The 14,061-nt window shown below is 72.0% G+C and carries 11 protein-coding genes; 4 read left to right on the plus strand and 7 right to left on the minus strand.

Annotation, left to right across the window (positions count from 1 at the left end):
- A partial coding sequence (locus tag H0488_RS16045) for a GuaB3 family IMP dehydrogenase-related protein (RefSeq protein ID WP_183100269.1) occupies positions 1-775 on the minus strand: 775 nt, incomplete at its 3' end.
- Positions 776-843: 68 nt separating this feature from the next.
- Positions 844-2,595: a hydroxysqualene dehydroxylase gene (locus H0488_RS16050; RefSeq protein WP_183100270.1), complete on the minus strand. Its 1,752-nt coding sequence runs from the start codon at positions 2,593-2,595 to the stop codon at positions 844-846.
- A gap of 48 nt (positions 2,596-2,643) precedes the next feature.
- Between H0488_RS16050 and H0488_RS16055 the strand changes: the two genes are divergently transcribed.
- Positions 2,644-3,276 carry a TetR/AcrR family transcriptional regulator gene (locus H0488_RS16055; protein WP_183100271.1) on the plus strand — a complete coding sequence of 211 codons (633 nt, stop codon included), beginning with the start codon at positions 2,644-2,646 and terminating at the stop codon, positions 3,274-3,276.
- Positions 3,277-3,359: 83 nt separating this feature from the next.
- On the plus strand, positions 3,360-5,456 hold the full coding sequence (locus H0488_RS16060) for an AfsR/SARP family transcriptional regulator (protein ID WP_183100272.1): 2,097 nt from the start codon (positions 3,360-3,362) through the stop codon (positions 5,454-5,456).
- 210 nt (positions 5,457-5,666) lie between these two features.
- Here the strand turns inward: H0488_RS16060 and guaB are convergent, their stop codons facing one another.
- Positions 5,667-7,169, minus strand: a complete 1,503-nt coding sequence (gene guaB / locus H0488_RS16065; RefSeq protein ID WP_183100273.1) for an IMP dehydrogenase — start codon at positions 7,167-7,169, stop codon at positions 5,667-5,669.
- 56 nt (positions 7,170-7,225) lie between these two features.
- Here guaB and zwf point away from each other — a divergent pair, with 56 nt between their 5' ends.
- A complete protein-coding gene (gene zwf / locus H0488_RS16070) occupies positions 7,226-8,698 on the plus strand; it encodes a glucose-6-phosphate dehydrogenase (protein WP_312856380.1) in 1,473 nt (490 codons plus the stop codon).
- Between the two features lie 8 nt (positions 8,699-8,706).
- On the opposite strand, the gene H0488_RS16075 is transcribed toward zwf, so the two are convergent.
- The 4 genes from H0488_RS16075 to groES form a co-directional block, all read right to left on the minus strand.
- Positions 8,707-9,570, minus strand: a complete 864-nt coding sequence (locus H0488_RS16075; protein ID WP_183100275.1) for a GNAT family N-acetyltransferase — start codon at positions 9,568-9,570, stop codon at positions 8,707-8,709.
- Positions 9,571-9,589: 19 nt separating this feature from the next.
- Positions 9,590-10,354 (minus strand): DUF1684 domain-containing protein, encoded by a 765-nt coding sequence (locus H0488_RS16080; protein ID WP_183100276.1) that lies wholly within the window; start codon positions 10,352-10,354, stop codon positions 9,590-9,592.
- A gap of 103 nt (positions 10,355-10,457) precedes the next feature.
- Positions 10,458-12,092, minus strand: coding sequence for a chaperonin GroEL (gene groL, locus H0488_RS16085; protein ID WP_183100277.1), 1,635 nt, complete (start codon positions 12,090-12,092; stop codon positions 10,458-10,460).
- Positions 12,093-12,178: 86 nt separating this feature from the next.
- Positions 12,179-12,475: a co-chaperone GroES gene (gene groES, locus H0488_RS16090; RefSeq protein ID WP_183100278.1), complete on the minus strand. Its 297-nt coding sequence runs from the start codon at positions 12,473-12,475 to the stop codon at positions 12,179-12,181.
- A 237-nt stretch (positions 12,476-12,712) separates the two neighbouring features.
- Between groES and H0488_RS16095 the strand changes: the two genes are divergently transcribed.
- Positions 12,713-13,885 (plus strand): class I SAM-dependent methyltransferase, encoded by a 1,173-nt coding sequence (locus H0488_RS16095; protein WP_183100279.1) that lies wholly within the window; start codon positions 12,713-12,715, stop codon positions 13,883-13,885.
- Positions 13,886-14,061: the final 176 nt, after the last annotated feature.

Consider the following 14,061-nt stretch of genomic DNA (forward strand, 5'->3'; position numbering starts at 1 on the left):
CGTGGACGTAGCGGCCCCCGGACTCGTCGAGGTAGTCGCGACGGGCGGCGGCGACGTCGGCGACCGCCGAAGCCATGGGTACGGCGACGCCGAGCACGGAGCGGGTCGTGTGCGCAGCACCGCCGCCGAAGCCGACCAGCACGCCGGCCGCACCGGTGCGCATCAGGTGCAGGGCCGCCTGGTGGGTCGCGCAGCCGCCGACGATGACGGGCACGTCGAGCTCGTAGATGAACTCCTTGAGGTTCAGCGGCTCGGCCTGGCTGGAGACGTGCTCGGCGCTGACCGTCGTGCCGCGGATGACGAACAGGTCGACGCCCGCGTCGGTCACGACCTTCGCGAACTCCTTGGTGCGCTGCGGGGAGAGCGAGCCGGCCACCGTCACGCCGGCCTCGCGGACCTGGCGCAGCCGCTCGGTGATCAGCTCGGGCTTGATCGGCTCGGCGTAGATCTCCTGGAGCCGGAAGGTCGCCGCGTCACCCTGCAGCCCCGCCACCTCCTCGAGCAACGACTCCGGGTCGCTGTAGCGGGTCCAGATGCCCTCGAGGTTGAGCACGCCGAGTCCGCCGTACCGTCCGAACGCGATGGCGGTCTCCGGCGACATCACCGAGTCCATCGGCGCGGCGAGGATCGGCAGCGAGAACCGGTAGGCGTCGATCTGCCAGTCGACGCTGACCTCCTCGGGGTCGCGGGTGCGCCGGGAGGGCACGATCGCGATGTCGTCGAAGGAGTAGGCGCGGCGGGCGCGTTTGGCCCGGCCGATCTCGATGTCGGTCACCGGAGCAGTCTAGTGATGGGCCACCGACCGCCCGCCCAGCCGCCGGTCAGCCGCCGCCCAGCCGCCGGTCAGCCGACGTCGAAGGTGTTCTTCAGACCCAGCCGGTACAGCTGCTTGTCCACGAGCTTGAGCGCCTCCCACTCCGGCGGGCGGTGCAGCTCGTAGATGGCGGCAGGGGCGCCGCCGACGCCGGCCTCGTCGAGGATCGCGTTGGCGGCCTGTCGGCCGGACTCGTTGGCGCCCTCCATCGTCGCGAGGTCGACGTTCGTGCGGCAGAAGTCGCCGGCGAGGAACAGGTTGGCGATCCCGGACCGCGTCGTGGGCCGCAGCTTCCACGAGTCGACGGTGTTGATGAGCAACGGCTCGTCGTTGCTGTTGCGCCGGCTCGTGGGGTCCCACTGGATCGCCGGGTCCAGGAAGAACGAGTGCAGGACGTCGTCGGGCAGCACCGACCGGCCGGTGTCCTCGAGCGAGGCCTTCATCTGCGCCCAGACCTCGGCGCGCACCTCCGCCTTGGTGCACCGGTTCGCCGGCTTGCCGAACAGGATGCCGGGAGTCGTCCAGTCGGAGACGTCGACCGACAGGCAGTCGACCGCGTTGCCGTCGCCGTACGTCGCGGCGAAGTCGTTGGTCCAGAACTGGGCCTGGGTGAGGCAGGTGAGCGACCACGGCGAGTCGAGGAAGGCGACGTGGCCCGGGGTCAGGTTGACCGGGCGCTTCAAGTAGAACTGGATGCCGTTCATCCAGTCGACGACGAGGTCCTTCAGTCCCTCGAGCTTCGGGGCCGCGCGGAGCACCCGGCTGGACAGCAACGGCGTGACCTTCTCGACCGGCATCGCGGACACGAACCAGTCCGCCTCGATCGTGACCGGACCGCTGGGCGTTGTCGCCCGGGCGCCGATGATGCGCCCGTTCGCGACATCGAGCCCGACGATCGCCGTACCGGTGCGGAAGCGCACGCCCTTCTTGCGCAGCAGCGTGAGCCAGGGGTTGATCCACACCTCGTTGGTCGGGCCGTTGAGCACCTGGTCGGCGTGCCGACCCTGGGTGCCGCGCCCCGCGATCGCGTAGAGGAACGCCTCCGCCATGTTGCCGATCGTGCGGGTGCTGGCGATCTCCTCCTTGGCCGCGACCAGTGCGCGGGTCAGGCCGCGGGCCGCGACGGTCTGGTACTCCGCCGAGCGCTGCTCGGCGCGGACGAAGTCCCACCACGACGTCTGCTCCCACTGCCCGAACCGCCGCTCGTCGCAGCTGGACAGGAAGACGACCACCCGGGAGGCGAAGTACGCCGCCTCGTCGGGCGACACCATCTGCCCGCCGATCAGCTCGTTGGTGATGAAGCGCTTCAGCGCGTCCGGGGTGGCCAGGTGGCGCGGGTCGGGGATCAGGCCGAACAGGTTCTGGTCGTCGCGCCCACCGGATCGCGGGAACAGCGGGATCGGCGCGTTGACGAGGTTGTCGAGGACGCCGTTCTCGTTGGTGCCGAACGGGATCCGGGCCATCGTGTCGGGGATGTGGTGGTAGAAGCCGGGGAAGAACCGGAACCCGTGCTCGCCCGGCAGCGGCCGCCGGCCGCCGCGTGCGGTGCCGGGCACCGGGATGCTGCGCGCCTTGCCGCCGAGCGCCTTGCGCTCGTAGACGGTCACCTCGAAGCCGCGCTCGATCAGCTCGTGCGCGGCGGCCAGGCCGGCCATGCCGCCCCCGAGCACGGCGACGCGACGGCGCTGCGCGGCGAACGCCGGCGCGAGCGGTCCGAGCGCGACGGCGCCCGCGGCGATGCCGGAGCCCCGCAGCACGGTCCGGCGAGAGAGAGTCCCCATGAGCTGTTCCTTCCACTAACCGACACTGGTGTCGGTTAGCATGGGATTGTGTCTGCCCAGGGAGCCGCCGTCAACAGTCCGCGCCGACGCCTGCGCGGGGCCGAGCGCCGGCGACGCGTCGAGGAGGCAGCCGTGGTCGCGTTCGCGAACCGCGGCTACGACGCCACCTCGCTCGGCGAGGTCGCAGCGGCGGCTGGGGTCACCCGCACCGTGATGTACGACCACTTCCCCACCAAGCGCGCCCTGTTCCTGCACGTCATCGAGACCCAGCACCGGCTGATGGTGTCCGAGATCGCCCGGGGCATCACGAGCGAGGGCGGCCCGCGCGAGCGGGTGCGGGCCACGCTGGCGTCGTACCTCCGGTTCACGCGGGAGCACCCGTCGGCCCGCCGGCTGCTCCTCGATCCGATCCCCTCCGGCGACGCGGAGCTCGACCAGGTCGTGCGGGGCTTCGTCGACGACCGGGCCGAGGTCATCAGCCGGCTGTTGGCCGACGACCTCGCCGGCGCCGGCGTCGACCTCCGGTCGACCAGCCTGCCGGTCATCGTCGCCGTGGTCAGTGGCGCGGCCGACGGTCTCGCGCAGTGGTGGGCGCTCCACCCCGAGACCCCGTTCGACGACGTCGTCGACGGCGCCGCCCGCCTGCTGTGGAACGGTCTCCCCCGCGCCGGCGACCCCTGAGCCCCGCGTCGTACCTGACCCACCTGTCGGGATTCGCCGGAAAATCGACACGGACGTCAGGTGCGAGGCGATAGTTGGGGGCGATGGACGAGGAGCCCAGCGACCCGCGACGACAGCTGCTGGCCGAGCTCGCCCCTGGGGGGCCGGAGCAGGTCGTCGGCGTGCTCCGCGCGCGATCCACCGAGGCGATCGGCCACCTCCACCGGGACGACTGGCTCGCGTTGACCGAGCGGCTGCGGGGGCCGGACGGGCGGCTGCCGGCCGAGCTCGCGTGGCGGTGCGGCTACGCGCTCCACCTCCAGGGGCGCGCCAACGAGGCCGCCGCCTGCTTCGAGTCCGCCGCCGAGACCGACGACGACGCCGAGGGAGCCCACCTCGCCGCGGCGTGCGCGGCCTCGCTGTGGAGCCGCGGTGCGGTCGAGGAGCTGGCCGCCACCGCCGACCGGGCGCTCGCCCTCGCCGAGGCGAGCGGCGACGCGAGCGCGCTGGCCGCCGCCTGGGTCGCCCAGGCCCTCTCCGCGTCGATCGACGACCGGCACGCCTGCACCGCGGCGGAGCACAAGGCACTGCGCTTCGCCGAGGACGCCGGCGACGTGCTCGCCGTCGCTCGCATCCACACCCACATCGCCTGCGTCGACCTCGAGGAGGCCCGCTACCTGGAGGCGATCGAGCGGCTCACCGACGTCATCACGACGACGGGCGCCCACGGACTGGCGAGCAGCCAGGCGCTGGCGCGGGTGAACCTCGCCGAGGCGCTGGTGCGGGTCGGTCGGCTCGACGAGGCGGTGCACGAGGCGGAGGCCTCGCGCCTCCAGTTCGGGGTCCTGGACTCTCCGCTGGTCGGTGGGGCGTGGCGGATCCTCGGCTCGGTCAACACCATCCGCGGCAGCCTGAGCCGGGCCGCCCACGCCTACTCCGAGGCGGTGCGCTACGCCGAGGAGCACGGGTTCAGCCAGGTGCTCCTCCCGGCCCTGGTCGGGCTGGCGCTGGTCCGCGCCGCCGACGACCGGGAGGCCGCCCGGGACCTGCTCGACCGGGCCCGGGCGCTCCCTGCCGTCACCCACCACCTGGCCAGCAAGCTCGCCCACGGCTGGTTCCTGCTGATGGAGTCGGACGAGCGTCCGCCCGCGCGCGCGGAGGCGCTCGCCATCGCCGAGCGCGAGCTCACCGAGGCGCTGCACTACAGCGAGAACAGCGTGGTCGCCGAGGCGCTGGAGCTCGCCGTGCTGGCCGGCGACCGAAAGCCCGACGACCCCCGTCTGGCGGAGGCGCGGGAGATGTGGCGGGCGGCAGGCAACCGGGTCCGGTCGACGATGAACGCCTACGTCGCGGCCCGGCTGTCCGGCGCGACCGTCGCGGAGCACCGCGCACTGCAGGACCTGCACGGACTCGGCCTCCATGCCGACGCGTGGGCAGTGCCCGGGCCGCTGAACGCGGTCCGGCCGGCCGCCCCCCGGATCCGGGTGCACTGCCTCGGTGCGTTCGCGCTCGAGGTCGACGGTCGCACCGTCCCCGGGTCGGCCTGGCCGTCGCGCAAGGCCCGCGACGCGCTCAAGGCGCTGGCGGTGTCCGACCCCGAGGGACTGAGCCGATCACGCCTGGAGGCCCTGCTCTGGCCCGACGTGCTCGATCCCGGCAACCGGCTGTCTGTGGCGCTCTCCCAGCTGCGCCAGGTCCTCGACCCCGGCCGCGCCCGCCCGGCCGACCACTACATCGTGGCGGACCGGTCCCGGGTGCGGCTCGCCAGTGCCCACGTGAGTGTGGACGTGCGCGATTTCAGCCGCGCCGCGGCCGAGGTCACCGACGGGACGGACGTCGACGTCGACGTCCTCGAGGCGGTCGCCGCGCGCCACACCGGCGTGCTGCTCGAGGGCGAGGACGCCGAGTGGATCGACGCCCCGCGGGAGGAGGTCGAGCGCCTCGCCCGGGAGGTCAACCGCGCGCTCGCGCTCGCCCTCGCCGGCACGACCGACGCCGCGCGCGCCGTACCGTGGCTGATCCGCCAGATCAACGACGACCCGTACGACGAGCCGACGTACGTCTCGCTCGTCCGGCTGCTCGAACGGCTGGGGCGGCACGGCGAGGCGCGCAACTTCTACGCCGTCTACGACTCGCGGATGCGCGAGCTGGACGTGGCGGCGCAGCCCTGGGCCGCGGTCAGCGAGCTCGGCGCGTCCTGAGCCTCGTCCGCAACGGGATCTCAAACTCTTCTCAACCTGCTCCGGGCACGGTGGCACCGCTCCCGAGACCCGGAGGTCACCATGACCGTCATCCTGCACGCCGAGACCGTTCCGCCCCCGACCGTGGAGGTCGACGCGGACGCGGACACCCACCGTCCGGCAGGTCCCGCCGCGACCAGGTTCTGGCGCCCGGGGCCGTAGCGTCGCCGCTCAGTGACCGGAGTAGTTGGGTGCCTCGACGGTCATCTCGACCCCGTGCGGGTGGCTCTCCTTCAGTGAGGCCGACGTGATCCGGACGAACCTGCCCTTCTCCTGCAGCTCCGGGATGGTCCGGGCGCCGATGTAGAACATCGACTGGTTGAGGCCGCCGAGGAGCTGGTGGGCGACGCTGGCGAGCGGGCCCTTGTAGGCCACCCGCCCCTCGACGCCCTCAGGAACAATCTTGTCGTCGCTGCTGATCTCGGCCTGGAAGTAGCGGTCCTTGGAGTAGGACTTCTTGCCGCGCGAGGACATCGCACCCAGCGAGCCCATCCCGCGGTAGGACTTGTACTGCTTGCCCTGGTGGAACACCACCTCGCCGGGCGCCTCCTCGCAGCCGGCGAGCATCGACCCCACCATGACTGCGTCGGCGCCGGCGACGAGCGCCTTGGCGATCTCACCGGAGTGCTTCATGCCACCGTCGGCGATGACCGGGACGCCCGCCGGCTTGGCCGCGAGAGCAGCGTCGTAGACGGCGGTGATCTGGGGTACGCCGACGCCGGTGACCACGCGCGTCGTACAGATCGAACCCGGCCCGACGCCGACCTTGATGCCGTCGGAGCCGGCGTCGATGAAGGCCTGGGCGCCCTCCTTGGTCGCGACGTTTCCGCCGATGACCTGGACGTGCCGGGTGGCCGGGTCGGACTTGAGCCGCTGCACCATGTCGAGCAGCATCCGGACGTTGCCGTGCGCGGTGTCGGCGACCAGCACGTCGACGCCGGCCTCGACCAGCCCGGTCGCCCGCTCCCACGCGTCACCGAAGTAGCCGATCGCGGCGCCGACCATCAGCCGGCCACTGTCGTCCTTGGAGGCGTTCGGGAACTGCTCGGACTTCACGAAGTCCTTGACCGTGATCAGCCCGCCGAGCCGGCCGGCCTCGTCGACCAGCGGGAGACGCTCGCGCTTGTGCTTGCGCAGCAGCATGGTCGCCTCGTCACGGCTGATGCCGACCGCGCCGGTGACCAGCGGCATCGGGGTCATCACCTCGTCGACCTTGGTGGTGGCCCACTCCGCGACCGGCGTGAACCGGAGGTCGCGGTTGGTGCAGATGCCGAGCAGCCGGTTGTCGGCGTCGACGACCGGGAGGCCGGAGACGCGGTACTCACCGCAGATCCGGTCGAGGTCCTCGAGGGTCGCGTCGGGCCCGATGGTGACCGGGTTGGAGATGATCCCCGTCTGGGTGCGCTTGACCAGGTCGACCTGGTAGGCCTGCTCCTCGGCCGACAGGTTGCGGTGCAGGATGCCGATGCCGCCCTGCCGGGCCATCGCGATCGCCATCCGGGACTCGGTGACGGTGTCCATGGCGGCGCTGATCAGGGGCGCCTTGATGCTGATCTCGCGCGTGAGCCGCGTGGTCGTGTCGATGTCGTCAGGGGCCAGGTCCGAGTGACCCGGCAGCAGCAGGACGTCGTCGTAGGTGAGACCGAGCGAAGCGAACTTGTCGGGGACCTCCATGACGGAATCCTACGCGGGGTCGCGTCCGCGGCATGAACCGGGACAGACTGGAGCGCGTGACCCCTCCCGCGGCTCCTGACCTCCCCCCGCACGTGCTGGTCCTGTTCGGTGCGACCGGCGATCTCGCTTCCCGCAAGCTCTTCCCCGGCCTGTACCGGCTGGCCGCCGCCGGGCGGCTGCCCAAGCACCTCGCCGTCATCGGCAGCGGCCGCCGCTCCCCCGGCACCGACGAGGAGTTCCGCGACCAGGTGCGCGCCGCGCTCACGGAGTTCGTGAAGCAGGTCGACGAGGCCGTCGCCGGGCCGCTGCTGGAGCAGATCACCTTCGTCCCCTCCACGGCCGACGACGGCGCCGCGCTCGCCGAGGCGGTGCGGGTCGCCGAGGACGGGCTGCTCGAACGGGCGGGCTGCCTGCTGTCCGACGTACGACGCCTGCTCTACCTGTCGATCCCGCCGTCGGCCGTGTCCGGCACCGTCGAGATGCTCGCCAAGGAGGATCTCGTCGACCGCTCCCGGCTGGTCGCGGAGAAGCCGTTCGGCACCGACCTGGCGACCGCCCGCGCGCTCGACGTCGTGCTCCGCAACGCCTTCGAGGAGTCGCAGATCTTCCGGATCGACCACTTCCTCGGCAAGGAGGCGGTGCAGAACATCCTGGCGCTGCGCTTCGCGAACGGGCTGTTCGAGCCGGCGTGGAACAGGCACACCATCGAGTCGGTGCAGATCGACGTGCCCGAGAAGCTCACCGTCGAGGGGCGCGGCAGCTTCTACGAGGGCACCGGCTGCCTGCGCGACATGGTCACGACCCACCTGTGCCAGCTGCTCGGGTTCGTCGCGCTCGAGGACCCGCACGCCTACCGCGAGTCGGCGCTCCGCGCGGCGAAGGCGGCCGTGTTCGCGGCGGTGCGGCCGCTCGATCCGGACCGCGTCGTCTTCGGCCAGTACGACGGCTACCTCGACGAGCCCGACGTCGCTCCCGACTCCGACGTCGAGACCCTGGTCGCCATCGAGATGTGGATCGACAACGACCGCTGGCGCGACGTGCCGTTCTACCTGCGCACCGGCAAGGCGATGGCGGACGGCCGCCGGACGATCACCATCCGCTTCACCGACCCGCGGCACCGCTGGCTCAAGCCCGCCGACGGCGGCCACCCGCCGCCCAACGAGCTGGTCATCGAGCTCGCCGACCAGCCGCGGATCGCGATCGACGTCCGCGCCAAGCGGCCGGGACCCGACATGGACATCGTCGAGGGCGTGTTCCGCCTCGACCTGGTCTGCGACGTGCCCGACGCCGACCCGCTGGAGGCCTACGAGCGGCTGCTGCTCGACGTGATGCGCGGCGACCGGACCCTCTTCATCAGCTCCGACGAGGTCGAGCGGCTCTGGGAGATCTGCCAGCCGGTGCTGGACCGCCGGCCCCGGCCGGAGCCCTACCCGCAGGGGTCGTGGGGCCCGCAGTCAGCGATCGACCTGCCGCTCGGCGGCTGGCGGCTCGGCAACCACGCGGTGGACGAGTCCCTGACCAGCCACTGACCAGCCGGTCAGGTGCGCAGCTCGTTGACCGCGATCCGCACGGTGAGCGACTCGCCCGCCATCCGGATCCGACCGCGCAGCCCGGCCGAGAGCACCATGGGCAGCACGGCCTGGCTGTCCGCGGGCGCGGTCAGCACGATCTCCTCCGCCCCGCGGGCGCGCGCCATCCGCGCGATCTCGGAGAGCACTCGGGTGCCGATGCCGCGCCGCTGCCACAACGGGTCGACCCACATGTCCACCGGCCACGGGTCGTGCGGCGTGGCGCCCTCGGTGAAGGACGCGCGGCCGACCACCCGGCCGCTCACCAGCACGGACACCTCGTCGGTGCCGCGGATGTGCGTGGGCTCGGTGTCCCCCGTGGAGTGCGGCGCGGCGGGGGTCCGGCTGAGGACGTCGCTGACGAGCTCGGCGAGGGCGGCGCCGCGAGCGCGCTCGGCGGGGGTGAACGGCGTCTCCCGCCGGATCTGCACGACCGCGCTGCCCACCGTCATCTCGAGGACGTCCTCGGTGCCGTGGGTGGGCTCGACGTCGGCGTCGAAGAGATGGGCGACGACGTCGGGGAACAGGGCGGGGTGGTCGAGGATCTCCCTGGCCGCCCGGACGTAGCGGGTCGGCTGGTCGTCGAGGGCGTGGCTGTTGACCTGGTGGGTGACGACCGAGTCGGCTCCCGCGCGGGTGACCAGGCCGACGACCTCGTGCTCGCCCCAGCCCTCGGGCGTCCGGATCACGAGCTCGATCGTCGCCGTGCCGGGCACCTGGCTGGTGAAGACCTGGACGGCGCCGATGTTGGCGCCGGCCTTCCCGCACTCGTTGGCCAGGGGAGCAAGCTTGCCCGGTCGATCCGGCAGGTTCGCGCGCACCCTCCACAGCATGGTCACAGCATGCCGTATCTCAGTGCTGCGCGGGGGCGGCTGACCGCTCGGGATCCTGCTCGCCCGCCTCGATCGCGATCGTCAGCCGGTTCTCCGGCAGCGGCACCGGACAGGTCGTGAAGTCGGTGTAGGCGCACGGCAGGTTCGTGGTGCGGTTGAAGTCGAGGACGACCGTGCCGTCCGGCGCCGGCGGGGGCGCGTAGAGCTGGCGGCCGGCGGCGTACGTCGTCCGGCCCGACGTGGCGTCGGCGAACACCAACCAGAGCCCGCCGTCGTCGTCGTACGCCAGCAGCCGCACCGGCTGGCCGGCGACCGCGAACTCGACCTCCCCCACCGTGTCGGCGGCCGGCGGCTCGCCATCGAACGGGCGGAACGTCGCCGTCACCACCCACTCCGGCGTGGGCGGGTACGACGGCGTCGGCCGGTGCTGGGCCCGCAGCGGGTGGGCCGGGTCCCGCGGTCGGAGGAGCACGGCGTCGCCGCGGCGCGCGACCTCGATCAGCCTCGCGCCCGCGCGGGCGCGGATCCCCTCCTCGTCGACCTGACCGAGCAGGTGGCGACCCCGCACCTCACGGTCGCCGATCGTCAGCGACTCCTCCGGCCCGAGCTCGACGATCACGCCGTCGGGCCCGAACGACCAGGCGCCGGGCACGCCGTCGTAGCGCTCGGGCGTGGCGTCCAGCCAGTGCAGCCCGGTGATCGAGAGGAACCCGTGCGGCGCGGTCAGGCGCTCCTCGCGCGCCCGTCGCCACGTCTGCCACTCCCCGAGGAAGTCGTCATCCACGTGATGATCCTGCCGACCCGGCTCAAATGTGCAAGAAAAATGCGCCGACCCGGCTCCAACTTGGAGCCGGGTCGACGTGGTTCAGACCGGAGTTCGAGCCGGGTCAGTGGCCGTGGCCGTGCCCGTGGCCGTGACCGCCACCGGCCGCGGCGGCCTCGTCCTCGTCCTCGGGCTTCTCGACGACCAGGGTCTCGGTCGTGAGCAGCATCGCGGCGATCGAGGTCGCGTTGACGAGCGCGGAGCGGGTGACCTTGACCGGGTCGAGAACACCCTGGGCGACCAGGTCGCCGTACTCCTCGGTGGCGGCGTTGTAGCCGTTGCCGATGCCGAGCTCGCGGACCTTGCTGGTCACGACGTAGCCGTTGACGCCGCCGTTCTCGGCGATCCAGCGCAGCGGCTCGTCGCACGACTTGCGGACGATGCGGACGCCGGCCGCCTCGTCGCCGGGGAGGCCGAGGTCCTTGTCGAGCACCGACACCGCGTGGATGAGCGCGGAGCCACCACCGGGGACGATGCCCTCCTCGATCGCGGCGCGGGTCGCGGAGACCGCGTCCTCGATCCGGTGCTTCTTCTCCTTGAGCTCGACCTCGGTGGCAGCGCCGACCTTGATCACGCACACGCCACCGGCGAGCTTGGCGAGTCGCTCCTGGAGCTTCTCGATGTCCCAGTCGGAGTCGGCGTGCTCGATCTCGGCCTTGATCTGGTTGACCCGGCCCTCGACCGCGGCGTGGTCGCCCGCGCCGTCGACGATCGTGGTGTTGTCCTTGGTGACCACGATCCGGCGGGCCTGGCCGAGCACCTCGAGCCCGATCTGGTCGAGCTTGAGGCCGACCTCGGGAGAGATGACCTGGCCGCCGGTCAGGACGGCGATGTCCTGCATCATCGCCTTGCGACGGTCGCCGAACGCCGGGCTCTTGACCGCGACGGCGTTGAACGTGCCGCGGATCTTGTTGACCACGAGGGTCGAGAGCGCCTCGCCGTCGACGTCCTCGGCGAGGATGAAGAGCGGCTTGCCGGCGGCGATGACCTTCTCGAGCAACGGCAGCAGGTCGGCGATCGCCGAGATCTTGCCCTGGTGCAGAAGGATGTAGGGGTCGTCGATGACCGCTTCCATGCGCTCCGGGTCGGTCACGAAGTAGGCCGAGATGTAGCCCTTGTCGAACTGCATGCCCTCGGTGAACTCGAGCTCGGTGCCCATGGTGTTGGACTCCTCGACGGTGATCACACCGTCCTTGCCCACCTTGTCGAACGCCTCGGCGAGCAGCGCGCCGATGTGGCTGTCGCGGCTGGAGATCGTGGCCACGTTGGCCATGTCCTCCTTGGACTCCACCTCACGGGCGGCGGCGAGCAGCGCGTCGCTGACGGCCTGCGCCGCAGCGTCCATGCCGCGCTTGACGCCCATCGGGTTCGCGCCGGCGGCCACCGCGCGGAGGCCCTCGTGCACCATCGCCTGGGCCAGCACGGTCGCGGTCGTCGTGCCGTCACCTGCGATGTCGTTGGTCTTGGTCGCGACCTCCTTGGTGAGCTGGGCACCAAGGTTCTCGAACGGGTCGTCGAGCTCGATCTCGCGGGCGACGGTCACGCCGTCGTTGGTGATCGTGGGGGCGCCCCACTTCTTGTCGAGGACGACGTAGCGGCCCTTGGGGCCGAGGGTCACCTTGACCGTGTTCGCGAGCTTGTCGACGCCGCGCTCGAGGGCGCGCCGGGCGTTCTCGTCGAACTCCAGGATCTTCGGCATTGCTTCTCCTTCGGGAGTGAAACTGAGACGGGTCGTGTGCCTGAGTCCGCGCTAGCGCGAGGCGTCAGGCACACGACCCGTAGAGATCAGGAAACGATCGCGAGGACGTCGCGCGCGGAGAGGATGAGGTACTCGACGCCGGCGTACTTGACCTCGGTGCCGCCGTACTTGCTGTAGATGACCTTGTCACCCACCGCGACGTCGAGCGGGATCCGGCCGTCGCCGTCCTCGTTGAAACGACCCGGGCCCACGGCCAGGACCTCGCCCTCCTGGGGCTTCTCCTTGGCGGTGTCCGGGATGACCAGGCCGGAAGCCGTGGTCTGCTCGGCCTCGAGGGCCTTGACGACGATGCGGTCCTCGAGCGGCTTGATGTTGATCGACACGTCGATCGACCTCCCCTTCCTGGGATGACACAGAGTTACGAGTGTGTGCAGGTGGTCCGACGGGCTGGCGCCCGCCCACGTTGAGGCTTGCCTTGAGGAGTACGCCGTCGCGGGGGTCGCACACTCTTCGGCAAGCGCTGGCACACTCCAGTGGAGAGTGCCAATCAGAAACTAGCACTCTCCGCCAACGAGTGCCAGAGAGGGGGCCGTCCCGGACCGACCTGACAGGATCAGCGGGTGGATCTCGACGCGTTCCGATGGCTGCTCACCGACGAGGGGCAGGCGCTCCTGGCGCGCGCCACCGAGCTGGCGGCGAGCGACGACGAGCTCCACGTCCAGGCCGAGCTCCGCCGTACCGCTCCCCCGGCCGCGGTTGCGGCCGCGCTGACCCAGGTCGAGCTGCGGGTGCGCGCCCGGGCCAAGTTCGGCGACCTCGCCGCGCGCCTCTACTTCACGCCCGACGCCCTGGAGCAGGCCACCCGACAGTCGGTCGCCACCCACCGCGCGGGACGGTTCCAGGCGTTCGGGGCGCACACCATGATCGACCTCGGCTGCGGGATCGGCGGCGACCTGATCGCCGCGTCCCGGGCAGGACTCGTCTGCGCCGGCGTGGACCTCGACCCGGTGCGGGTGGCCATCGCCGAGGCCAACCTGGCGGCGCTCGGCCTCCCCGGCGCCGTCCAGGTCGCCGACGCGACCACGGTCCACCACGAGGGCTTCGACCTCGCCTTCGCCGATCCGGCCCGCCGCACCGGCGCCGGCCGCAGCTTCAAGGTCGACGACTGGACGCCGTCGTGGACGTGGGTCGAGGAGCTGCTCCGCCGCGACGCGTGCGTCAAGGTCGCGCCCGGGATCCCGCACGCCCTGGTCCCGCCCAGCGTCGAGGCGGAGTGGGTCAGCGACGGCGGCGAGGTCAAGGAGGCCGCCCTGTGGTCGGGCCGTACGGCGACCACGGACCGCCGCGCCACGGTGATCGGCCCCGGCGGGCTGGCCTCCCTGACCGACGAGGACGACCCCGGCCCCGACGCGGTCGGCGTCGGCGAGGTCGGCGACTTCCTCTACGAGCCGGACGGCGCCGTGATCCGGGCGGGACTCGTCACCGCGGTCGCCGCCGGGGTCGAGGGGCGGCTGATCGACGCCAAGATCGCCTACGTCACCTCGGACCGCGCGTTCCACTCCCCGTTCGCCCGCGGCTACCGGGTGGTCGAGCACCTCCCCTACCGCGAGAAGCAGCTCAAGGCGGCGCTCCGCGAGCGCGGCATCGGCCGGCTCACCATCAAGAAGCGCGGCGTCGACGTCGCGCCCGACGCGCTGCGCAAGCGGCTCGCCCTCGCCGGTGACGAGGAGGCCACGCTGGTGCTGACCCGGGTCGGCGACCACGGCGCCGCGCTGCTCGTCGCGCCCTTCTGATCCACCGGATGCCGCCCCGGGGCAACCGCGTCGCCCGGCCGCGCGTCGTACAGACGTGAAGAAGCGGATGCTCGGGACGGCGACGTCGCTCGCCGTGCTCCTCGCCCTCGGTGCCGGGTGCGGCGGCACCGGCCGCAACGGCGGCAGCGGCGACGCGGCTGCACCGCCGGCAGCCT

This window comes from Nocardioides pelophilus, assembly GCF_014180685.1.
Taxonomy (GTDB): Bacteria; Actinomycetota; Actinomycetes; order Propionibacteriales; family Nocardioidaceae; genus Nocardioides; species Nocardioides pelophilus.